This is a genomic window from Streptosporangium sp. CA-115845, from assembly GCF_050943795.1.
GTDB lineage: Bacteria > Actinomycetota > Actinomycetes > Streptosporangiales > Streptosporangiaceae > Streptosporangium.
On sequence record NZ_CP191988.1, the window covers coordinates 6,452,730 to 6,473,846 of the forward strand.

General features: G+C 71.3%; 21 protein-coding genes. 7 read left to right on the forward strand and 14 right to left on the reverse strand.

Annotated features, from left to right (window positions below; all coding sequences use genetic code 11):
* Positions 1-9: 9 nt before the first annotated feature.
* Positions 10-1,164, reverse strand: a complete 1,155-nt coding sequence (locus ACQP0P_RS31140) for a hypothetical protein (RefSeq protein ID WP_433361346.1) — start codon at positions 1,162-1,164, stop codon at positions 10-12.
* Positions 1,165-1,405: 241 nt separating this feature from the next.
* Between ACQP0P_RS31140 and ACQP0P_RS31145 the strand changes: the two genes are divergently transcribed.
* Positions 1,406-2,188 carry a MerR family transcriptional regulator gene (locus ACQP0P_RS31145; protein ID WP_433361349.1) on the forward strand — a complete coding sequence of 261 codons (783 nt, stop codon included), beginning with the start codon at positions 1,406-1,408 and terminating at the stop codon, positions 2,186-2,188.
* Between the two features lie 49 nt (positions 2,189-2,237).
* Positions 2,238-3,092 (forward strand): hypothetical protein, encoded by an 855-nt coding sequence (locus ACQP0P_RS31150; protein ID WP_433361352.1) that lies wholly within the window; start codon positions 2,238-2,240, stop codon positions 3,090-3,092.
* A gap of 72 nt (positions 3,093-3,164) precedes the next feature.
* On the opposite strand, the gene ACQP0P_RS31155 is transcribed toward ACQP0P_RS31150, so the two are convergent.
* The 6 genes from ACQP0P_RS31155 to ACQP0P_RS31180 form a co-directional block, all read right to left on the reverse strand.
* Complete coding sequence (locus ACQP0P_RS31155) at positions 3,165-3,851, reverse strand: response regulator transcription factor (RefSeq protein ID WP_433361355.1); 687 nt, start codon at positions 3,849-3,851, stop codon at positions 3,165-3,167.
* Between the two features lie 318 nt (positions 3,852-4,169).
* Positions 4,170-5,381: an RNA polymerase sigma factor gene (locus ACQP0P_RS31160; RefSeq protein ID WP_433361358.1), complete on the reverse strand. Its 1,212-nt coding sequence runs from the start codon at positions 5,379-5,381 to the stop codon at positions 4,170-4,172.
* A 5-nt stretch (positions 5,382-5,386) separates the two neighbouring features.
* A complete protein-coding gene (locus tag ACQP0P_RS31165) occupies positions 5,387-5,740 on the reverse strand; it encodes a YciI family protein (RefSeq protein ID WP_433361361.1) in 354 nt (117 codons plus the stop codon).
* Positions 5,737-6,327 (reverse strand): dihydrofolate reductase family protein, encoded by a 591-nt coding sequence (locus ACQP0P_RS31170; protein ID WP_433361364.1) that lies wholly within the window; start codon positions 6,325-6,327, stop codon positions 5,737-5,739. Before ACQP0P_RS31170 ends, ACQP0P_RS31165 begins: the two co-directional genes overlap by 4 nt.
* A gap of 235 nt (positions 6,328-6,562) precedes the next feature.
* Positions 6,563-6,943 carry a hypothetical protein gene (locus ACQP0P_RS31175; protein ID WP_433361367.1) on the reverse strand — a complete coding sequence of 127 codons (381 nt, stop codon included), beginning with the start codon at positions 6,941-6,943 and terminating at the stop codon, positions 6,563-6,565.
* 59 nt (positions 6,944-7,002) lie between these two features.
* Positions 7,003-7,857: a helix-turn-helix domain-containing protein gene (locus ACQP0P_RS31180; protein ID WP_433361370.1), complete on the reverse strand. Its 855-nt coding sequence runs from the start codon at positions 7,855-7,857 to the stop codon at positions 7,003-7,005.
* Between the two features lie 237 nt (positions 7,858-8,094).
* On the opposite strand from ACQP0P_RS31180, the gene ACQP0P_RS31185 reads away from it, so the two are divergent.
* From ACQP0P_RS31185 to ACQP0P_RS31195, 3 genes are all read left to right on the forward strand, one after another.
* Positions 8,095-9,312, forward strand: a complete 1,218-nt coding sequence (locus ACQP0P_RS31185) for a hypothetical protein (protein WP_433361373.1) — start codon at positions 8,095-8,097, stop codon at positions 9,310-9,312.
* Positions 9,302-10,729, forward strand: coding sequence for a hypothetical protein (locus ACQP0P_RS31190; protein ID WP_433361376.1), 1,428 nt, complete (start codon positions 9,302-9,304; stop codon positions 10,727-10,729). Before ACQP0P_RS31185 ends, ACQP0P_RS31190 begins: the two co-directional genes overlap by 11 nt.
* 107 nt (positions 10,730-10,836) lie before the next feature.
* A complete protein-coding gene (locus tag ACQP0P_RS31195) occupies positions 10,837-14,214 on the forward strand; it encodes a chromosome partitioning protein ParA (protein WP_433361379.1) in 3,378 nt (1,125 codons plus the stop codon).
* A 119-nt stretch (positions 14,215-14,333) separates the two neighbouring features.
* Here the strand turns inward: ACQP0P_RS31195 and ACQP0P_RS31200 are convergent, their stop codons facing one another.
* The 6 genes from ACQP0P_RS31200 to ACQP0P_RS31225 form a co-directional block, all read right to left on the reverse strand.
* Positions 14,334-15,152 (reverse strand): metal-dependent hydrolase, encoded by an 819-nt coding sequence (locus ACQP0P_RS31200; RefSeq protein ID WP_433361382.1) that lies wholly within the window; start codon positions 15,150-15,152, stop codon positions 14,334-14,336.
* 106 nt (positions 15,153-15,258) lie between these two features.
* Positions 15,259-16,077, reverse strand: coding sequence for a DUF3050 domain-containing protein (locus ACQP0P_RS31205; protein WP_433361385.1), 819 nt, complete (start codon positions 16,075-16,077; stop codon positions 15,259-15,261).
* Between the two features lie 11 nt (positions 16,078-16,088).
* Complete coding sequence (locus ACQP0P_RS31210) at positions 16,089-16,340, reverse strand: hypothetical protein (RefSeq protein ID WP_433361388.1); 252 nt, start codon at positions 16,338-16,340, stop codon at positions 16,089-16,091.
* Positions 16,337-16,474, reverse strand: a complete 138-nt coding sequence (locus ACQP0P_RS31215) for a hypothetical protein (RefSeq protein ID WP_433361391.1) — start codon at positions 16,472-16,474, stop codon at positions 16,337-16,339. The genes ACQP0P_RS31210 and ACQP0P_RS31215 overlap by 4 nt, the downstream gene beginning before the upstream one ends.
* Positions 16,475-16,750: 276 nt before the next feature.
* Positions 16,751-17,317, reverse strand: a complete 567-nt coding sequence (locus tag ACQP0P_RS31220) for a hypothetical protein (protein WP_433361394.1) — start codon at positions 17,315-17,317, stop codon at positions 16,751-16,753.
* On the reverse strand, positions 17,310-17,723 hold the full coding sequence (locus tag ACQP0P_RS31225; RefSeq protein ID WP_433361397.1) for a hypothetical protein: 414 nt from the start codon (positions 17,721-17,723) through the stop codon (positions 17,310-17,312). The genes ACQP0P_RS31220 and ACQP0P_RS31225 overlap by 8 nt, the downstream gene beginning before the upstream one ends.
* A 170-nt stretch (positions 17,724-17,893) precedes the next feature.
* Here ACQP0P_RS31225 and ACQP0P_RS31230 point away from each other — a divergent pair, with 170 nt between their 5' ends.
* Positions 17,894-19,192 carry a sensor histidine kinase gene (locus ACQP0P_RS31230; protein WP_433361400.1) on the forward strand — a complete coding sequence of 433 codons (1,299 nt, stop codon included), beginning with the start codon at positions 17,894-17,896 and terminating at the stop codon, positions 19,190-19,192.
* Positions 19,189-19,791, forward strand: coding sequence for a response regulator transcription factor (locus tag ACQP0P_RS31235; protein ID WP_433361402.1), 603 nt, complete (start codon positions 19,189-19,191; stop codon positions 19,789-19,791). The genes ACQP0P_RS31230 and ACQP0P_RS31235 overlap by 4 nt, the downstream gene beginning before the upstream one ends.
* A gap of 347 nt (positions 19,792-20,138) precedes the next feature.
* Here the strand turns inward: ACQP0P_RS31235 and ACQP0P_RS31240 are convergent, their stop codons facing one another.
* A complete protein-coding gene (locus tag ACQP0P_RS31240; RefSeq protein WP_433361405.1) occupies positions 20,139-20,993 on the reverse strand; it encodes a LysR family transcriptional regulator in 855 nt (284 codons plus the stop codon).
* Between the last annotated feature and the right edge of the window lie 124 nt (positions 20,994-21,117).

Consider the following 21,117-nt stretch of genomic DNA (forward strand, 5'->3'; position numbering starts at 1 on the left):
GGAGTGCCTTCAGGGCTGAGCAGCCGTCTGGAGTTCGTAGATCAGCGACGTTTCCCCGGGACCGTTGCCGTGCCGGGCATGGACCCACAGGCGGGCGGTGCCGGGTGCCGGGGCGATGTCCAGAATGCGGGTGGACGATTCGCCTCGCGGGAGAGCGGATCTACTCCACCTGCCATTGCGTAGATTGAGCACGTAGGGCGTCCCCTCCGCGGGATTCGCCGCGATCCACACACCGCCGACAGGGTCGGTGCGCACGGTCCCCAACCGTGTCCGGCTCACGTTTATTTTCACCTGGCTCCACGCTGTGCCGTTCCAGTGGAGTACGACCGAGCGGGCACCCCCTGTCCAGTCCGACCCCACCGCCCATACATCGTTCTTCGACCTCACCGCCAGACTGCTCAGATGGGAGAGGAGGGGACGTTCATGGCAGTCGCGCCGAGCGAGAGCCGGAGCGCACGGTAGTGGGACGTCCTTCCATTGCCTGCCGTCCCAGTGCAGCGTTCTGGGCCGGCCTCTGTGGTCCACCACCCACACATCGTCGGGGCCGGCCGCCGCCACCGCGGTCAGGTCCGTCGCTTCCGGGGGCGTTTCCCAACGCCAGGCCGCGCCGTTCCGGTGAACCATGGCCGGGGGAGGGCCTTCGGGATCGCCTCCCTGCGCGAACCAGGCGTGGTTCTGGTCGACGACGGCGAAGTCGCTGGTCCAGCTCAGATAACGGGGGCGGTGATGCGTCCAGCGGCCGCCGGAGAATTGCCAGAGGTGCTCGGTCGAGCTGTCCCATTTTCCTGGCACATGGTTGATCACCAACACAACGTCACCGGACGCCGAGGCACTGACGTCGAGATATCCGGCCTTTCGCAGTTGCTTGGGCAGGCTGCCGACCGGATTCCATGAGGTGCCGTTCCAACGCAGCAACGACGTGGCGGGCCGCCTTCTGTCGGTTGTGAAGAGCCATGCCCGGTTTCCCGTGCTGGGGATGATCCGTTGCGTGATGTCACCGGCCGCGGCGGCGTACCTCAGGTGCCAGTGGGAGGCCAGTTCGCCGATCTGCCGCACGCCGGTCGAACCGGCCTGTCTCGGGGCCGAGCCCGCCGCGTCTCCCACCAGCAGGCCGGCGGTCAGCAGGGCCAGGAGCACCGACCGCCATCCCGGTTCGTTGCTCATGGCTCAGATCCTCGTACAACAACCGGCTCCGCGTGACCCCAATGTGGAAGATCGCTTAGTGTCACCGCTCCCCGGCGAGGGTTGCCGCGACTCCTTCATGATCCTGTCAGGGTCGCGCCCAGCCTCGGGGGCTCCGACGGCGCCGACCGGCTGCGCGTCGATCGCCTCACTGCGACGCCGACGCCCGGCGATCCGGGCGGGCCCTTGACCTTGACGCGACGTCAACGTCTGTAATGCAGGCATGCGAATCGGAGAGGTCGCGGCGCTGGTCGGCATCACCACCCGCGCCGTGCGTCACTACCACCACCAGGGACTGCTGCCCGAACCACCGCGGCGGCCCAACGGCTACCGCTCGTACGGCCTGCGGGACGCGGTCGAGCTGGCACGGATACGGCGGCTCACCGAACTCGGCCTGGCCCTTGAGGAGGTGCGCGACGTCCTGGCCGACGACCGGGGCCGCGACCTGCACGAGGTGCTCGTCGAACTGGACGCCGACCTCGCCCGCCAGGAGCGGGCGATCCAGGAGCGCCGGTCCCGGCTGGCGGTGCTGCTGGAAAAGGCCTCCGGCGCCGATCTCGACCCCGACGACGTGGTCTCCCCCGGGCTGGCCGGACTGTTCGGCGCGATGTCGACCTCGGTGGCCGAGCTGCCGGAACCCGCGCTGGCGGCCTGGGACCGCGAACTGCTCGCGCTGATGGACACGGCCGCCACTCCCGAGGATCGGGAGCGGTTGTTCGCCGCCATGCGGCCGATGGCCGCCGACCCCGGCGCGATGGCCCGCTCCTACGAGCTCTATCGCAGGCTCGGCGAACTGACCGAGGCGACCGCCGACGATCCGCGGATCCCCTCGCTGGCCGCCGAGTTCGCCGACCACATCCCGGCCGACCTGCTGGCCCTCCTCAGTTCCGATCTCCCGGGGGCCTCCACCGATCCACTCGGTGCGGCCTTCCTGGCGGATCTTCCCCCGGCCCAGGCCGAGGTCGTACGCACGACGCTGCGGCTTCTCAGCGAGCGGCTGTCCTGACTTCCTCCCCGCGGCTGAAGCCCGGGGACTCCACGCTGGAGGTATTCAGATGAAGCGGCTGGTCCGCGCGATCGCCTACGCGGTGCTCCCCGCGGAGATGGCCCTGGTGGTGTGCCTGGTCGCGGGCGTCCCCATCCCGATGCCGGTGATCGTGGTGGCCGAGGTGGTCGTCGCCACTCTCGTCGGGGTGGAGGCGTTCCTGCTGACCGGGGCGTTCAGGAGGCACCGGTCGGCGGGACTGGGGACCACCGAGGCGGCCGGAGCGGCGCTGCGGGAGCTGGTTCCCGAGCCGGTCCTGCGGTTGACGGCGCATGAGGCGAGAGCCGTGGCGAGCATCGGATATCTGGTCGCCGGGCGGCGGCAGGGGGTCCGCGGCGACGCCGTCGCGATCGGCTACGCCCGCGAGCAGACCCCCATGATGGTCATCCTGCTCGTGGTGTGCGTGATCGAGACGGTGGTTCTGGCCATCCTGCTGCCCTGGCCCGTCGTCCACGCGGTCGTGCTGGTCCTGGACGTGTACACCGTGGTCACGATGCTGGCGATGACGGCCGCCGGCATCGTCCGGCCCCATGTCGCCGCCCCGGGCGAGCTCAGGCTCCGCTGGGGTACCCTGTTCGACCTCCGGGTGCCGATGGCACTGGTCGAGTCCGTACGGGTGGACCGGCGCTACGACCACGAAGGTCTCCTGCGGGTGACCGGTGACGAACTCTCCCTGGCGGTGTCGTCCCAGACGAACCTGGTCGTCGACCTGGCGGAGCCGGTGACCGCGGTGCGCCCGCTGGGGGCCGTCGTCACGGCCCGGCGCCTCCGCTGCTACGCCGACGACCCGGACGCCGCCGTCGCCGCGATCAGCCGGGCCCGTGACGGAGCACGGGCGACCGCATCGGCCGCCCAGCCTGAGTGAGGATTCGAGACGACCGGGAAGGTGCGAGATCTACCGGGTCGGGGTTCGACGACCCGGCAGGTCGGCGGAAACTCATCGAGCCGAATTCGCCCGGCCGGCCGGAGCACCCGTGTCCCGGCGGCGGATCAGGCCGAGTTCGGTCAGGTCATCGGACCAGAGCCAGCCCGCCTCCCTGGCGATCCTGACCGCCTCCACGCGCGTGCGGGCGTCGACCTTGGTGAGGATCCGCGCCAGGTAGTTGCGTACCGTGCCGCCGGACAGGCAGAGCCGGTCGGCGATCTCGCCGACCGGCGCCCCCTCGGCCGCGGCCTGCAGGACCTCCAGCTCGCGCGGGGTGAGCGGGTTCGGCTTCGCGTTGAGGGTGGCGACGGCCAGTTCGGGGTCGACGACCCGCTGGCCGGTGGCCACCCGGCGTACGCAGTCGGCGAGCTGGCTCGCCGGGGTGTCCTTGACGACGAAACCGCGCGCCCCCGCGTCCAGCGCGCGGTGCAGCGCGGCCGGGGTCGCGAGCCCGGTCAGGATCACCGTGGCGCACTCGGGGAGCCTTCTGTGCAGTTCCGCCGCGGCGGTGAGGCCGTCGGTGCCGGGCAGGCCGATGTCGAGGAGTGCGACGTCCGGCCGGTGCTGCAGGCAGGAGCTGACCACCTCGTCGCCGTGACCGACCTCCCCCACGACCTTGATGTCGTCCTCGGTGGAGAGCAGGGCGACCATGGCCCCCCGGACCAGATGCATGTCCTCGGCGATCAGGACGCTGATCATGGATCGTCTCCCCGTCCTCTCACGGTGCGCTCGTGCCTGGCCCGGGGCCACTACCCACACGCGAGGAGACTACCCACAGAATTCAGCCGATTACTGCGTAGCAGAGTTAAACACCGAAACGCCCGACATGAGGCTATTGTCCTTACAAGAGAAGATTGTCATCGTCGGCTCCGTCTGAGCCACGCTTCGTGGATCGCGTAAAGGTGTGAACATATAACCCGAACAAAGGGCCGACTTTTAGCATCCCGCCGCCGGCAAGCCGATATACCGACAACTGGTGGCTCACGCACCTGGGACACGCCGATCCTTTTTTCCTCGTCATTCCTGGGCCTGGTCCAGCCTCCGGTGCAGGATGTCGCGTTCGGCCTTGTTCTGGGTGCGGGCGAGGGCCGTTTCGTACGCGAGGGTGGCCTCGCCGATGCGGCCGAGGCGGCGCAGGAGGTCGGCGCGGAGGGCGTGGAACAGGTGGTATGTGTCCAGGTTCAGGTTCTCGATGAGGGCCAGGGCAACGCTCGGGCCGTCGACCTCGGCCACGGCGACGGCGCGGTGCAGGGCCACGACGGGGGTAGGGGCAAGGGCCATGTGCTGGTCATAGAGTTGGACGATCTGCCGCCAGTCGGTGGCGGCGGCGGTGGGGGCCTCGCTGTGGACGGCGTTGATCGCCGCTTGGATCTGGTAGGGGCCGGGCTGGTTGCGGCGGAGGCAGCGGCGGACGAGTTCTTGGCCCTCAACGATGAGGCCGCGGTCCCAGAGAGTCCGGTCCTGGTCGGCCAGGAGGACCAGGGAGCCGTCGGGGGTGGTGCGGGCGGATCGGCGTGAGTGGATCAGGAGCATCAGGGCGAGCAGGCCCAGGACGTGTGGTTCGTCGGGCATGAGCTCGGCCAGAAGTCGTCCCAGGCGGATGGCCTCGGCGCACAGGTCTTCGCGCACAGGCCGGTCGCCGGAGCCGGTCAGGTAGCCCTCGTTGAAGATGAGATAGACCACGGCGAGCACCGAACTGAGGCGGCTGGGCAGATCGGCGTCGGAAGGGACCCGGTACGGGATACCGGCGTCGCGGATCTTGCCCTTGGCGCGGACGATCCGCTGGGCCACGGTGGGCTCGCCCACCAGGAAGGCGCGGGCGATCTCCGCGGTGGTGAGACCGCCCAGGAGGCGGAGGGTCAGGGCGACCTGCGCGGTGTCGGCGAGGGCGGGATGGCAGCATGTGAAGATCAGGCGCAGCCGATCGTCGTGCACGGGCCCCTCCTCGGGCGGTTCGTCCGGGGTGTGCAGCAGGAGCGCCTCGGTGTGACGGCCATGGCGGGTCGCCTCGCGGCGCTTGCGGTCGATCGCCTTGTTGCGGGCGGTGGTGATGATCCATCCTGCCGGGCTGGGCGGCAGCCCGGTGGACTGCCATCGCTCGGCCGCGGCCGTGAAGGCGTCCTGGACCGCCTCCTCGGCGGTGTCGATGTCTCCGACGAGGCGGACCAGGACGGCCACGGCACGGCCGTACTCCTGGCGGAAGACCCGTTCGATCTCCGAGGCGGACACGGCGGTCAGTCTGCGGCCTCGCTCCTGAACGGACGTACTTCGATGGGCAGCGTGGTGGCCAGGGCATGACGGCGGCCCCACTCCAGCGCGGCGTCCAGGTCCGGAGCCTTAATGATCACGAATCCGCCGAGGTATTCCTTGCCCTCGGTGAACGGGCCGTCGGTCATGACCACCTCGCCCTCGCGGGCCCTCAGCACCGTGGCGGTGCTCGGGTCGTGCAGGCCGTCGCCGAACACCCACGAGCCGGTGGACTCCAGCTCCTGACGCAGGACGTCAAGCTCGGCCATCACCTTCCGCAGGCCCTCCGGCTCCGGAGGCTCGCCTTGCGGCTGGTGGATGCTGAGCAGATACCGCTTCATTCTCGCTTCACCTCGTAGCTTGCGATCACCACTCCGGTGCCGGTCGGTACGCTGTCCACCAGGCGGAACTTGGCGAGCAGGCCGTCGTCGGGAAACAGCCGCCGTCCCGACCCCAGCACCAACGGGTGGATCGACAGCACGAACCGGTCGACGAGCCCCGCCGAGAGCAGCGACCGGACCAGCTCCCCGCTGCCGAGCACCGCGATGTCGTGGTCCTGTTCCTTCTTGAGGGCCTCGACGGCCTGGACGACGTCGCCGGTCAACAGGATGGAATTCTGCCAGGACGGCGGCTGCGCCAAGGTTCTGGACGCGACGTACTTCCGCGTGTTGTCCAGTTTCTCGGTGAACGGGTTGCCGTCGGTCCGCCCATGCCAGACCTTGAAGAAGTCCTCGTAGGTCCGGCGGCCGAACAGCATCGCCCCGGTGCTCGCCATTCCCCTGCCCATCACCTCCATCATCGCCGAGTCCATATAAGGCGTCCCCCAGCCGCCGTGCCGGAATCCGCCCCGGGTGTCCTCATCCATACGGCCTAGGCCCTGCATCACGCCGTCCAGCGTCACGCTCTCGGTGACAACAATCTTGGCCATCGTGTGCACTCCCTTCAGTCTCACCCGCTACACGAACGACCAACGGCGAAATCGACACCGGGCGAAAAACGGATCTGATCCGGGCCTGCTTAGAAGGAGCAGGAGGCGGCGTGGGCCGGATGTAGACCTGATCACACCGCCGACGACCTTGGGGATCGCTGCGGCGGTCTCGGCGTGCCTCGCGACGTTGTCCGGCTGGCCGCACCATCGGTTCGTAGGCGGAACCCCGGCGGCGTCAGACCGGGGCGACGGCGTGGTGTTCCAGCAGGACGTCGGTCAGCAGGTAGCCGCCGCAGATCAGGTGGGTCAACGGGTGTGCCCGTATCTCCCGGTAGTGGGTGGCGATCCGGAACGCGGCCGCGACCGGGGTGGCGGCGCTCGTCCACAGCGGTCTGTGCCGGCCGGTGGAGGCCGGGACGACCCACCAGAAACGGCAGGCGTCGTCGAGGCGGGCGACCAGCCCGTAGTAGACGGAGACGACTATCTTGCCGGACGGCAGGCGGTGCACGTCCGCCGGGATGTTGTGGGATCGAGCCAGCAGGGCCGCCAGTTCACGGGCCCGGAGTTCGGCTGGGTGCGGCGCGAGGTCTTCGGGGGGTGTGTGATCAACGGTCACGCCGCGAGACTAGAGATCATGAGATGCCCGCCTCAACGGTGTTGCGCGATGTTGCGAGCTCACTTCCCGCCGAACGCGGCGGCCGCGGCCCGCAGCAGGGCGCGAGCCTCCTGCCCGTAGACCGCGGCACCGCTCAGTGCCCGGAACGCCTTCTCGTACACGCCCACGTCGCTCGGGGCCTTGTGCTGGATCTGGCCCGGCACGGTGTCGACGCGGACCCGGTTGGCGTCGTATATCCAGAAGTTCTCCGGCGGCATGAGCGGCGGCCTGATCGTCGCGGGGACGATGCCGAAGGACACGTTCGCGACGCCCGAGGTCAGCTCCGCCAGCCGGTCGAGCTGGGCGGCCATCTCCGCCGGGCCGACCAGCGGGGTGCGGAGTGCCTGCTCGCCGACGACGAACGCGAACCGCTTGCTTCCGTTGCGCAGGATCTCCTGTTGTCTCAGCCTCGCCGCGACCGCGGCGTCGATGTCGTCGGGGATGCCACGGAAGTCGATGATGGCGCGCAGGTGGCCGCGGGTGTAGTCACCGGTCTGGAGCAGGCCGGGGACGGCCGAGTGCTGCCAGACGCGGAACTGGTGGGTCCGCTCGTACAGCGGCTGGAAGGAACGCTGCACGTGGCCCAGGCCGCTCTCCTCAAGGCGGCGCCAGTCGGTGTACATGGCGTCGATGTTCTGGGCGGCCGCGATCAGGTCGACCACCTGCTCGTCCGCGTCGCAGGCCTCGCACCACGTCCGGATGTCGGCCTGGTTGGGCATCTGGACCGCGTTCTCGATCTTGGAGATCTTGGTGTGGTCCAGGCCGGTCTTGGCCGCCAGCGCTCGCCCGGTCAGCCCGGCGTCGGCGCGGAGCGCCCTGAGCCTGGCGGCGAGAATGCCTTTGGCCTCGTCGATGCGTGCTGTGGAGGTCGCCATCTCCGTCACCTCGTCACCGCGGGGGGATTGATCTTCCGACCGTACGCCGGATGTTGCGATCCGTCCTGAAAGTTGCGAATAGTTGCGGAATGCTGATGGGCGCGCTCCGACTCCGTTGTCCGGGAAGCCTGCGACAGGCCGTGGGAGGTCGGTGAGAGACCTACGATCGGCCCTCCCACCTGCGCTTTCCGCTGATGCGGGTCGGGGATGTCGGGCGCAAGCCTTACGGTAGGGCGCGTGCCAGAGACGAACCATGAGCTCACGCTCGACTCGGCCCTCACCGAGGAGGCCGTGCTCTCGACCTACCGCCGCATGTTCGCGGCGCTCGCCCGCGACAGCGGCGCGGTGGTGGACGACCCCGCGCTGGTCGACATCGCCGAGACCCTGTTCGCGGCGTTCGCCGAGGCCGGCGAGGAATGGCTGACCCACGAGCAGATGCGTCACGTCTGCCGGGCCTATCCGCTCGACCGGTTCGAGAACCGGCTCCGGGTCCTGCGGGGCCTCGGCGCGATCCGCGAGGTGTTCCCCAAGCCCAACCAGCTCCGCTACCGCGCGTCGTTCACCAGCGTGGTGGGGCTGATGTTCATCCGCCGGATGATGGACGACGGCGGCCAGTCGGAGATGCACCGGCTGCTCGCGCTCGAAGACCTCAACGTGGCCGACCCCCGCACCACGATGGAGGAGGCCCGCGCCAGCGCGCAGAACCTCTCGCGCGCCTTCCGGCTCTGGGCCCTGGAGCTGATCACGCTGACCGGCGGCACCATCGAGGAGTTGCGCGAGCAGGCCCCCAAGCTGTGGGGCACCGAGGAGATCGCCCGGCGGGCGCAGAGCCTGCACGGCACCATCCTCACCCGCTGGCCCGACCTCGACCGCACCTGTACCGAGCTGCGCGCCGCGATCTACTCCTACAGCGACGCCTCGCGCCGTGCTGCCGGGCGTCTGGCCGACTCCGCGGGCACGACGAGAAACCTGACACTGCTCCCCGCGGAGCTCTGGCGCACCTTCGCGCAGACCGCGAGCAAGGAGCGGCTTGCCTCGGTGCTCGACGGCTTCGTCTTCGACGCCCCCGCCCCCTGGCACGACCCGGCGGCGATCGTCAGGGCCGTGGACGAGAGTCCCCGCCCGGCACCCGCCCAGCCCACTCCCCCGCGCTCGGCCCTGCCCGACACCGGCCCCGCCGACACCCACGACCCCGCCACCGACGGCCTCGACCACCTGACCACCGTGGCCGAGGCCGCCCTCGCCGGGCGCTCCACCGCCCGGCTGGAGGAGTTGCTCACCGCCGACGGCGAGTGGGTCTCCGCCCGCCGCCTGCTGGCCGACCTCGTCTCGGCCGACCTGCGCCCCGACTCCCCCTATCGCCTGCGCTGGTCCGACGGCCTCACCGCCACCCCCGGCGCCGAGCCCGCCTGGCTCTCCCACGGCCGCCTGGAAAGGACCGGCGGTGTCGGCTGATCCGCGACACGTACCGGCCTCGGCGACCGAATCGGCGAGCACCGGCCCCGAGGCACCCGAGCACCCGGTGACGACCAGGGAAACCGGCACCGAGACGTACCCGCGGACCCCGGAAACCGGGCTTGAACCGTCCGCGACGGCCCACGTCCGTACCACCGGGACGTACCCGCGGACCCCGGAGGCCGAGCCGTCCGCGACGGCACACGTCCGGGCCAGGTCGGGCGGACCTCTCGCGCTCCATGCCGGGCAGGCGGCTCCGGCGGGGATGGCTCGGCTGGGGCGCGGTGACGGAACGGGCATGGCGCTGCCGGTCTGGCCCGACGGGGCGACCCCCTCGCTCCTGGAGGAGTACCAGGTCGCGCCGGTCCCGGTGGAACGATCCGGCGAGACCCGGCGGGTGCTGGCCGCGGCGCTGCGCTGCTGCTGGAGCGACCTGACCGCCGACCCGTGGCCCGGCACCCCCGCCCCGGTGGACGACGTGCTGTCGGCGTACCGTGCCCTGATCGGGCGCGGCGACGACCTGATGCGCAACTGGGCGATCGGCGCGCTGCGCCGCCTGCACGACTCGGCCTGGCTGGAGGTCGCGGACGGGTCTGTCCGGCTCGGCCCCCGGTGCGCGTCCTGGCCCCCCGCGTCCCACGCCCAGCTGCGGGAGCTGATGCGCCGCCTGCCCACCGCGGAGGAGACCCCGGGCGGCACGGAGGTGCTCCCGGTCATCGACGACGGCCTTGACGGCGCCCCGGAGAACGCTGAGGCGGGGGCGAGCGTCACGATTCCCGACGAGGTGGACACCGATCTGCTCGGCCCGTTCGACGAACGTCGCAGGGCCGAGATCGTGGCGGCGTTCATGGCGGTGGAGCACGCGGCCGAGCCGGTGCACGAGGCCCGCTTCTCCGCGCTGCGCGACCCGGTGCTGCGCCGCACGCTCACCGAGATGCTGGAGCGCCGCGGCCGGGTCCTGATCCACGACCGCGAGTCGTGGATCTCCGGCTACGCGGCCGAGACACTCGGCGCGGGCACGGCTTCGGGAACGGGCACGGTGTCGCAGGCGGGCTCGACGCTGGGCGAGGCCGAGCGGGCCGTGCTGGTGCTGGTGCTGATCCACTCGGTGGCGATTCCCAGGGCCGACGGCCTGCTGCCCACCGACAGCTGGCTCTCGCCGTTCCCGGCCCAGATCGACGAGTTGCGGCGGCACACCAAGCTGCCGATCGGCGAGCTGGAGGCCGCGCTGCGCACCCTGCGGCACGCGGGTCTGGTGACCCAGGTGAAGGCGGGCGAGGAGGCCGGGGGGTACGTGCCGGGACCGCAGTTCCACCGGCTGACCCCGCAGGCCAGGCGGCGCCTGCAGGAGGAACTGATCCTCGCGGCGGGGCCGCACACCCCGCTGGCCGCGGCCGTACGGGCCAACCGGCGGTGATCGGGAGTGGAGCGACCACACCACGTGATGAGTCGACCCCGGCGGGAAGTACCGAGGACCCGGCGCTCCCGGTATCGGGAACGGGACGGAAGAAAGGAACGACGGGGTTGACCGACCAGCGGAACCAGACCGCGAAGAGTTCACGGGGGAGCCGCGCGAAGGCCGCCGACACCGGCACGGGCGAAGGCACGGGCACAGGCGAAGGCGCAGGCACGGGCGACGCCGTCCAGGCCGGAGCCGGGAAGGCCCGCACCGGGAACACCTCGGCCAGGGGCAACCGAGGTGCGAACACGCGGACCGGGGACGTTCCGGCCGGAGGGAGCCGGGGCGCGAGAGCCGAGACCTCCGAGGCCTCTGCCGGGACGCAGGCGAGCCTGGTCCCCGTGGAGATCCGTGCCACCGCTCCGACCGAGAACGTGGTGGGTGACCGGGTGCTGGTCGCCGTGCAGCCGGTCAACATCTCCCGGCTCTCGACCCACCCGGTGCCGACCGTGCCGGGCACGCTGATCGTGGTCGCGGGCGCCGGTCCGAAGGACTCCAACGGCGCGGGCAAGTCGTCGTTCATCGCGATGATCACAGCGCTGCTCGGAGACGAGCAGTGGCGTTTCGCCTCGGGCGCCAAGTCGGTGTCGGAGCTGCTGTTCAACGCCGAACTCGCCGCGGGCGGCGGCGGCCGGACCTGGGCCAGCGCCGACCACGGCTACATCGTCGGTGTCTTCGCGCCGGCCGGCTCCGTGCACACGGGCTCTCCGAACACGGGCTCCATGAGCACGGGCTCCATGGACCCCGGCCTTCCGGACGCCGCCTCTTCGGGCGATGGCTCTCTGGACGGTGACTCTCTGGACAGTGACTCTCTGGACAGCGACCCGGCGCGCACCGGTTCGCTGGGCGACGCGGTGACCGTGTGGCTGCGGGTCAACCAGGAGGCCCCGCACCTGGAGATCAGGTGGGCCCCGGGAGTGCACCTGGCGTCGGCGGTCTCGGAGGCGGAGCGGGTGACGCGAGCCGACGCGCTGTGGGCGGCGCTGCCCCGCTCGGCGGGACGACGTGACGTGGTGGCGCGCGACCTGACCAGGTTCCTGTACGGCGACCGGGTCAGGTGCGTGTCGTTCCTGTCCACCTCGGTACGGAGCAAGGTCGCCACCAACCTGCTCTCCCAGCCGCTCAACGAGATCTCCCCGGAGCGGGTCTTCGAGGCGATCGCCGCGTTGACCGGCCTGGACGCCGAGCTCGACCAGGAGCGGGAGGCCCGCCGCGACGAGCACGCCAGGCGGGTGCGCGCGACGCGGGCCATGGAGCTGCTGCGGGAGTTCGAGGACGAGTCCGGTACGCTCCTGGAGACCTTCGACCGGCGCGACCGTGCCCGCGTCCGGCTGGCCGAGGCGATGCGCTGCTGGCGGGGACGGCTGGCGCGCAGGCTCGCCGACGCGGGGCAGCGAGACGAGGCGCTGGCGGTGGAGCTGGAGCGGGCCGGCGCGGCGGCCGAGCGCGCCACGGAGGCGATCGGCGAGATCAGGGCGGAGATCGCCACGCTCAAGGACGACACCCTGGAGCGCGGTCTGGCCGAGGCTCGCAGGGAGCTGGCCGCCCTGCAGGCACGCGCCGCGAAGCTGGACGCCGACCGGGCGGTGGCGGAGAACTCGGTGGACGACCTGCGCGGCTGGATTCCCGGGCTTGAGGAGCAGCGCCGCCTGGCCGACGGGCGCGACGTAGCGGCGGCGGGCGCGGAGCTGGCCGAGGCCAGGACGCGGTCGAACGAGGCGCTGAAGGCGCTGGGCGTGGCCGACCGCGAGGTCGAGGGGGCGAAGGCGGCGCTGGACGACGCCGAGGGCGGGCCGGCCGCGGCCCAGCTCAACGCGCTCGCCGGGGCGGGCGTCGGAGCGACCGGCCTGCTCGACGCGATCGATGTCGCCGAGCAGGCCCGCGCGGACGAGGCCGAGCGGAAAGCAGCCGCGCTGGGATCTCGCGGGTGGCCGCACGAGCACGCGGTGATCGTCGACGCGGCCGATCTGGAGGCCGCGTCGCGGGCGCTGGACGCGCTGCCCGGCTCGGTGCTGGTCAGCGCGGCGGGAGTCACCGTCGTGGGGTCGTTCGAGGTGGCCGTCACCGGCAGGGAGGCCCGGATCAAGGCCGCCGAGCAGCGGCTGCACCGGGCGCGCGACACCCAGGAGAACGCCGCGGCGGCCGTACGGGCCGCCGAGGATGCCGTGGCCGAGGCGGGCAGGCGGCTGGAGGGGGCCAAGGCGTCGGTGCAACTGGCCGACATCGAGCGGCGGCTGGCCGAGCGGCGGAGCACGCTCGGTGAGCTGACCGAGGCACTGGCCGAGGTCGCGCCGAAGGTGGGCGAGGCCGAGCGCCGGGCGAGCACGCTGGACTTCCGCGCCCGTACCAGGAGCATGGAGGTCGAGCGCCTGGAGGGCCGCAGGGCCAGACACGAGTCCGACCGCGACCAGGCCGCCGAGCAGGCGGCGAGAATCACCGCCGACCGCGAGGCGCTCAGGCTTGACGCGCTGGCCGGCGACTGGGGCGGCACCGTCGACGGTGCCCGTGAGTGGCTGGGGGCCCTGGACGAACAGGAGCGCCCGCTAACGGCCGAGGAGTGGTGGCGGGCCGCCGAGCGCCGCCTGGACGAGGCGCTGCGCGACACCTTCCCCGGCGAGTCCCCCGGCACAGACGAGGAGATGCCCGAGGAACTGCGCTTCCTGGTCAGGGAACGGACCGCGCCCGGCGCCGGGCGTACCGCCCGCGAGCAGGCGACGTTCCCCGGTGTGTGCTCGGCGCTCGCCTCCTACCTGCGCGGCCAGGAGGAGTACGAACGGCACCGGCGCCGCCAGATCGAGACGCAGATCACCACCCGGCAGCGCGACCTGACGGCCGCCGCCAAGGGTGCCGAGGAGGCCGCGCAGTCCACCGCCGTGCACCGGGCCGCGCTGACCGCCGCGATCAAGGCGCGGCTGACCCGGGTGGCCGAGGAGTTCGACAGGCTCGACACCTCCTACGGAGGCTACGGCGCGACGCTGGAGTTCCCCGTGCCGCCCGCGCCCGCCGACCCCGAGCAGCGCTGGGCGTGGCGGGTGACGCCCAAGTGGCGCAGGGGCGAGGGGCAGGGGTTCGTGCCGTACAACCGGCGGGCCAACACCGCGCTGATGGACGAGAAGGCGGTGAAACTGGTCTGCGCGGCGGCGATCGCGTCCTCCGGTGGCGGGCACCTGTGCCTGGTCCTCGACGAGCTGGGCCGCAACCTCGGCAAGGAGCATCGCAGGGAGGCCGTGGCGCTGTTCCGCCGGATCGGCGAGACGTACGGGATCACGGTGATCGGCGCGCTCCAGGACGACATGGAACCCTACGCCGTCGACGCCTGCGGCCAGTACGTCAAGCTGCGTCGCTCCTCCGACGCCATGCCGTACAACGAGCCGCCGGTCGTCATCGGCCACGACCAGAACGCCGAGCGGGTGCGCGCCCTGGCCTCCGCGGTGAGCCGGTGAGCGGGGCAGACCGAAGAGCGGGTTGAGCCGGAAGACCGGAAAGCGGGAGGACCGGTGAGCGGGGTGAGCCGATGTTCACCGGTCCGGTGTGATCGCGGGCCGACCTCTCCCTCGTGCCGCTACGCGGGAGGGCTCACCACGCTGCGCATCGTGAGCTCCGCGCCCTGGAGGGAGAGGGAGACCCGTACGGAACCCAGTTCGGAGGTCCGCGAGAGGTGCGTCCCGCCGCAGGGGATGCGCGCCTCGCCCTCGGGCAGCGAACAGTGCCACATCCGCCGCGCGGACAGGGACGGGGACAGGCTGTCCATCGTGATCGGCGCATCGGCCGCGATCCACTCGCCGAGCCGGTCGTCGATCCGCCGGGTGAGCTCCGCGAGGTCGAGGCCCTCGGCGTCGAACCCCTTTCTCCGCAGCGACTTGCCCAGGCGGTAGACGTCGTCACTGCCGTGTTCCACGATCCGTGACGTGGTGATCGCCGTCTGGTCGAAGTCGGGCCGGCCGAGCGAGTCGGGCGTCACCTCCTTGCGCCACCGGTCGGCCAGCGCCGCGTTGAGGGCCAGCGCGGCGAGGTGGCACGCGCTGTGCCCCGCGGAGAGCGCCGACCGGTACGCCTCGTCGACGGCCAGCTCGGCGTCCCCGGCGATCGGCTCCTTCAGCACGTGGACCACGAGCCATTCCCAGCCGTCGGCGCCGCGGCGTACCGGGATCTCCTCCCCCAGGTAGAGCCGCTCACCGTCCGACGCGCCGGTCACGCAGTCGACGACCGGCAGCCCGTTCACGGTCCCCCGGTCGGCGGGCTGGTCGGGCCAGGTGTGGTCCAGGGGATGGAACGGTGTCTCCGCCGTCACCACGCCGTAGCCGCCGCCCAGCGGTGTGACCGAGACCACCCGCGAGACCCCGTGGACGTCGCCGCGTGGATAGGTGACCTGTGTGTCCATAGCTGATCTTTGGTTCCCATCGTTCCGTGTCATTCCGTGTCATCCCGCAAGCGACCGCGAGGACCGCGCCGAACACGATATGGCCTCGCGGTCCGGACTTCGACGGTCAGGCGGTCTTCGCGGCAGCGGCACCGGACGGGGAGGTACGTCCCGCTATGCCGTCCCACAGGGCATGGCGCGCCTCCAGCGCCACCCGCAGCGTGGCCGCGCAGTCGTTCCACTTCCGCCGGTCGTCCCCGCAGAGATCGACCAGCATCTGCATGGCCATCGGCGTGTGCTGCTCGCCGTCGACCTCGATGTGGCGAGAGAGGTAGTCGCGGAACTTCTCCAGGGCCTCCGCGTGCCGGTCCGTCCGCAACACGCGGTCGAACATCTCCGGGATGAGGTCCTCCCTGCCGAACGCGAAGGTCGCCGCCTGGGCGTGCAGGGGAGCGGACTCGATGATCTTCCAGGTGGCCCTGACGAAGTCGGCGGCCGCCGGTGGCACGCCGGGGAGCTCCAGTCCCTTTTGGACCGTTCCACCCTCTCGCAGATGGCTGACGAACGACTCGATGGGCCGCACGTCGGCACCTGCCTGCCGCATCCCCTCGACGTACAGCTCGAAGTGGCTGATGTGGCCTTCTCCGAGCTCGTCGCTCTCCTCCACCAGCACGATCTCGTTGATCAGGCGCCGGCTCGTCCGGGGGCCCTGCGGGATCCAGGGGACCCGCACGCAGGTGAGCCGCCCCTGCAGGTTCTTCAGCAGCGACATGAAGTCCCAGACCGCGAAGACGTGGTGCTCCATGAAGACGACCACGTCGTCGAGCTCGTTCAGCGAGTTGTAGACGTCGTGGGCGAGGATCTTCTCCCGGATCGGTTCGATGGTCCTTTGCAGCTCGTGGAGACCGGGGTGGGAAACGCTCCAGTTGTAGCGCGATTCCGACATGTTGCGACTCCTTAGTGAACGGGGAAGTACTCGTCGTGTTCCAGGAGGTCCGCCTTGGCGAGCCATTCCTCGTAGCGGGCCGGCTCACTCCGTTTGAGCAGCCGAAGGCACGAGGTTAGGTGTTCGCCGAGGATCCGCGGATGGAAATCGTCGGACTCGAAGGCGGCGAGTGCTTCGCGCAGGGTCGCGGGCAGCGGGTCGAGGGCCGCGGCCCCATAGGGAGAAGAGCGTGCGGTCCCCGGCCACCGCCGCCCGGCGGTCACTCCAGGTCGCCGTCCCCGGCCCAGTGGGTCGTGGTCCATACGACGCCGCACTGGCAGCGCTTCAGCTCGACCAGCTCGCTCTTCTCGTTCATGGTCAGGCCGTGGTCGAGACGGACGTGAACGTGTGCACTCATGACGGATCGACTTCCGATTGATCATTCGATGCCCCGGCCAGACGCCGGGCGCAAACCAGCCGACGACATGGGCCGGACCGGGAGCTCTTCTTACTGTCTACCCGAAGCAAGGACCGGTCGATGCGGCTCCCGCGATGTTTTACCCCAGGTCAAGGCATCGACACGAGTCCTGCAAGGCCGCCGTTACCCTGACCGCCGATGTGGCTGTGACACTTTGACGACAGGACGTGGAGCGGCTTCGAGCGGCGCGCACGGGTCCGGACCCGTGCGCGCCGCTCATGCGAGAAGCACGAGCTGCGCGGCGACGAGGATGTCGAAGCCGCCGCAAAACTCCGCGTACGACCGCGATACGACCGCGTTCCTCCTGAGGTGGACGAAGTCCCAGAGGCCGTGCAGGAACCAGCCCGCCGCCACCAGATAGCGGCCCAGGTCGGGCTCCACCACCAGCGCGGCCAGCACCAGCGCCCCGAATCCGATCATCCCCAGGGCCTGCATCCGGAACGCGCCCGAGTGGCGCAGGTCACCGGAGACGGCGCCCCACACCAGGACGACCAGCGCCACAACGGCGAACACGGCCGGTGCGGCGACCACGTCCAGCGCCCGCAGGACCAGATAGAGGACGACGAGGGCAAGGAGCATCGGCCACGACGCCTCCCGCCGCCGGATCCTGGCCACCACGAGGTAAAGCAGGGGCAGCAGCAGCAGGACCTCGGCGAGCGAGGTGACCTCCCCTTCCGAGGGGCCTCCGGCCAGCGCCGCCGCCGACACCCCGACGGCCAGGGCGGTCGGCCAGCGCCGCAGCACGGCCCTCCAGCGGGGACGGCGTGACGTGACACTAGTCACGGGAGGGACCTCCGTACTCGTCGCGGCGGCGGAGCATCACCAGGAGCATGAGCGGGAGCATCACGACGTGCTCCAGCAGGAGCAGCGCGTCACCCGAGATCACGCCCGTCCACAGCAGCGGGAACAGCGCGAGGGCGGGGACGAGCATGGACCCGGCCATCTCCAGCGTCGCGGCCCAGCCGTGGCCCCGGTAGCGCATCCAGACGATCATCCCGGCGGACATGTTGACGGCCATCTCCAGGGCGGCCGCCTCCGGTCGCGCCGGGAACTCCAGGCCCGCGAGCGCCAGGCCGGCGCGCACGGCGGCGCCGAGCACTGCCATGCCGACGAACATCGCCGCGAGCATCTCCAGGTAGTGACGGAAGAAAGGCCACCAGCCGTGGGCGTGGGCGGCTCTTGCTCTCATGTCGTGCTCCTCCGGTGTAGGGGGTCGGGCTGTGCGACACCAGACTGCGGGAGGACAGGAGCCGCCAGTAGTGCCGAAATGGCACGTACCGGCATGGGCATGTCACGAAATCTCATGACATTTGTCATCCGGGCGCTCCATGCCCTCGTCGCGCAGGGGACAATGGCCGCGTGCGTGACGGGCCGAGCGAGCGCGGGACGGGACTGAGCGGTTTCCGCCGCTACACGTGGTGGAGCCTCACCGGGAGCATCACGGTCTCCCTGGTGCTCTTCGTCAGGGCCTGGGCCATGGACGAGGGCGTGGCCCCCTGGGTCAGGGGCGTCACCGCCCTGGCCCTGGCCGTGCTGGTCGTGGCCGTCGTCGTGCTGCCCGGCCGCCGGCTGGCGCGCTTACCCGGCGACGCGCAGGACCGGGTCGGCGCCTCGGGTCCGCATGAACGGGCCGGCGGGCCGCCGGTGGGCTGGTTGGTGACGGGGAGCCTGGCGGCGGCCGTGCTGGGCGCGGTCCCGCTCGCCTTGCGCGAGGACGGGCTGTGGGTGGTGGCCCCGGCGGTGATGGTGTCGATCACGGCGATGTTCCTGCGGCCGGCGCACCGGCGTACCCTCATCGCCGGCGCGGTGGTCGTCGCGGCGGCGCTCGGCGGGTCCGTGGCCCTCGCCTCAGGGGACACCGAGTGGCTCCTCGCGGGGGCCTTCCCGGCCGGCATGGTCGCCTCCGTTGCCTGGATAGCGCTGGGCATGCTGTGGGCCTGGGACGTCGCCGACCGGCTGGACCAGGCTCGGCGCCTGGCCGCCGAGTTGGCGGTCAAGGACGAGCGGCTGCGGTTCGCCGCCGACCTGCACGACATCCAGGGACACCACCTGCAGGTGATCGCGCTCAAGAGCGAGCTGGCCGAGAGGCTCGCCCAGGCCGACCCTGTCCGGGCCGCCGCGGAGATGCGGGAGGTGCGGCGGCTGGCGACCGACGCACTCCGCGACACTCGTGCCGTGGTGCAGGGATACCGGCGCACGACCCTGGAGGACGAGATCGCCAACGCCGCGAAGGTGCTGGCCGCCGCCGGCATCGACACGGCCGTGGACCATGACCGGGCCACCGGGGCGGACACGCTGCCGGAGCCCGCCCGCCACGTCCTGGGCCTGGTGATGCGCGAGGCCACCACCAACGTGCTGCGCCACAGCCGGGCCCGCCGGGCGCACATCGCCTACGACGTCGAGGACGGTCGTGCCCGGCTCCGGGTCGGCAACGACGGCGTCGTGGGTGACCGGGTCCGGCTGGGGGTCGCTGACGACGGCGACCCCGAGCGGCCCCGGGCGGGGACGGACAGCGGCACCGGGCTGCGTTCCCTGGCCGAGCGGCTGGAGCGGGTCGGCGGCACGCTGGACTGGCGGTGCGACGGTGACCGGTTCGAGGCGGTGGCCTCGCTGCCCGCCGATGCGCGCGCGTACCCGGCCGAGGCGGGCGCGCGGTGATCCGGTTGCTGATCGCCGACGACGAGGACCTCATCAGGGGAGCCCTGGCGGCGCTGCTCTCGCTGGAGGATGACCTGGACGTCGTCGCCGAGGCGGCCACCAGCACGGACGCGGTGCGCCTGGCACGCGAGCGACGGCCGGACATCGCCGTGCTCGACCTGGAGATGCCGCCCGCCGACGGGCTGCGCGCCGCGCAGGCGATCCGCTCCGAGCTGCCCACCCGGATCATCCTCGTCACCCGGCACGCCCGGCCCGGCGTGCTGCGCCGTGCCCTGGCCGCGGGGGTGAGCGGTTTCGTGCCCAAGACCACGCCCGCCACCCGGCTGGCCGAGATCATCCGCGACGTCGCCGCCGGCCGGCGCTACGTGGACCCGGACATCGCCGCCTCCGCGTTGTCGGAGGACGACTGCCCGCTGTCCGAACGGGAGCTGGAGGTGCTGCGCGCGTCACGGACGGGCGCCTCGATCAACGAGATCGCGGCGCAGGTCCACCTCGCCCCCGGCACGGTGCGGAACTACCTGTCGGCGGCCATGGCCAAGCTCGGCGCCGGCTCCCGCCATGCCGCCGCGCACCGCGCCTGGGAGGAGGGCTGGATCTAGGTCCTGTCGTCACGGTGTCATGGCCCGCAGCGTCGCGGTGAACGTGCCGTCTGAGGAGTTCCCGCGCACGCTCATCGATGCCGAGTCGGCCGCTCCGGATGCCTCCGACGCCCGAATGGTTCGGACACCCTGATCCGGCCCCGGCTGTCGGCGTGTTCGGAGGCCACTTCCTGATCACTGAAGCACGGTCCGAACGCGAGTTCCGGCGCCACCTCGCCGGACGGATGCCGGCCACCTGCTACGGGTGCATGCGGGCCTGTTGCTCTGGGCGGGATCTCACCCGCCCTCCGGCGGCGTACCGTCACGCGACGATGGGCGGTCCCGCGCGAGATCGTGCGGGAAACCGGTCAGTTGGTGACATGGCTGAGAAAGGCGTCGGCGACGGCGTTGAGCCGGTCGGTTCGCCAGAGCAGGGCATAGTCGAACCTGGTGCCGCCCGCGATGGGAACGCAGGTCAGGCCGGGACGCGGGTAGAGGCGCTCGGTCTGGGTGCCGACGATGGCGACGCCGTGGCCCGAGGTGACGTAGGCGAGGATCTCCTGGAAACCGGGAACGGTCAGGATCGTGCGGTCGCGCACCGGCAGGTGGTGGTCGATCCAGTAGCCGGGCAGGTCATCGGCGAAGAAGACGGTCTCGCCCGCGAGGTCGTCGTGGCTCACATGGGGGCGGCAGGCCAGCGGGTGCTCCCTGGGCACGGCGAGCATCGCCGGCTCGGACAGCAGCACGGGCCCGACGGTGAGATCGGGTTCGTCGGCCGGTAGTGGCAGCACCGACAGGTCGACTTCGGCTCGGCGCAGGGGCCCGAAGAGATCGGCGAGCGCGGTCTCGCGGATGGCCACCTGGCAGCCGGGCATGCGGTCGCGGAAGGCGTCGGCGAGCGGCAGGACGATCTGTGCGACCGCGGCCGACATGTAGCCCAGCTCCAGCCTGCCGGTGATGCCTTGCCCCGCCGCGGTCGCGATCGCGATCGCGGCCTGGACCTGCGCGTAGGCAGGTCGCAGGTCGTCGAGGAACTGCCTGCCGAGCGGGGTCAACTCGACCCGGCGGGTGGTGCGGCGGAACAGCGGCGCGCCGAACCGGCGCTCCAGCTTGGTGATGGTCTGGCTGACCGTCGCGGCGGAGACGTGGAGCCGCTCGGCCGTGCGCGCGAAGTGCAATTCCTCGGCGAGCGCGAGGAACACCTCGATGTCCTGACGTTCCACCGCCCCCTCTTTCTTCAGCCTGGCTGAAGAATTGTTCCAGATTTCCGAACAGCCGAGGAGCACACACCGCGGCTTCACGGAGAACCTCGGCGCGGCCTGGAGACAGTCGGCTTCTCGGCCGTCG

Coding starts and splice junctions, on each gene's coding strand:
- ACQP0P_RS31140 (WP_433361346.1), bottom strand. CDS start 1,164: ATGAGCAACGAACCGGGATGGCGGTCGGTGCTCCTGGCCCTGCTGACC.
- ACQP0P_RS31145 (WP_433361349.1), top strand. CDS start 1,406: ATGCGAATCGGAGAGGTCGCGGCGCTGGTCGGCATCACCACCCGCGCC.
- ACQP0P_RS31150 (WP_433361352.1), top strand. CDS start 2,238: ATGAAGCGGCTGGTCCGCGCGATCGCCTACGCGGTGCTCCCCGCGGAG.
- ACQP0P_RS31155 (WP_433361355.1), bottom strand. CDS start 3,851: ATGATCAGCGTCCTGATCGCCGAGGACATGCATCTGGTCCGGGGGGCC.
- ACQP0P_RS31165 (WP_433361361.1), bottom strand. CDS start 5,740: ATGAAGCGGTATCTGCTCAGCATCCACCAGCCGCAAGGCGAGCCTCCG.
- ACQP0P_RS31170 (WP_433361364.1), bottom strand. CDS start 6,327: ATGGCCAAGATTGTTGTCACCGAGAGCGTGACGCTGGACGGCGTGATG.
- ACQP0P_RS31180 (WP_433361370.1), bottom strand. CDS start 7,857: ATGGCGACCTCCACAGCACGCATCGACGAGGCCAAAGGCATTCTCGCC.
- ACQP0P_RS31200 (WP_433361382.1), bottom strand. CDS start 15,152: ATGGACACACAGGTCACCTATCCACGCGGCGACGTCCACGGGGTCTCG.
- ACQP0P_RS31205 (WP_433361385.1), bottom strand. CDS start 16,077: ATGTCGGAATCGCGCTACAACTGGAGCGTTTCCCACCCCGGTCTCCAC.
- ACQP0P_RS31215 (WP_433361391.1), bottom strand. CDS start 16,474: ATGAGTGCACACGTTCACGTCCGTCTCGACCACGGCCTGACCATGAAC.
- ACQP0P_RS31225 (WP_433361397.1), bottom strand. CDS start 17,723: ATGAGAGCAAGAGCCGCCCACGCCCACGGCTGGTGGCCTTTCTTCCGT.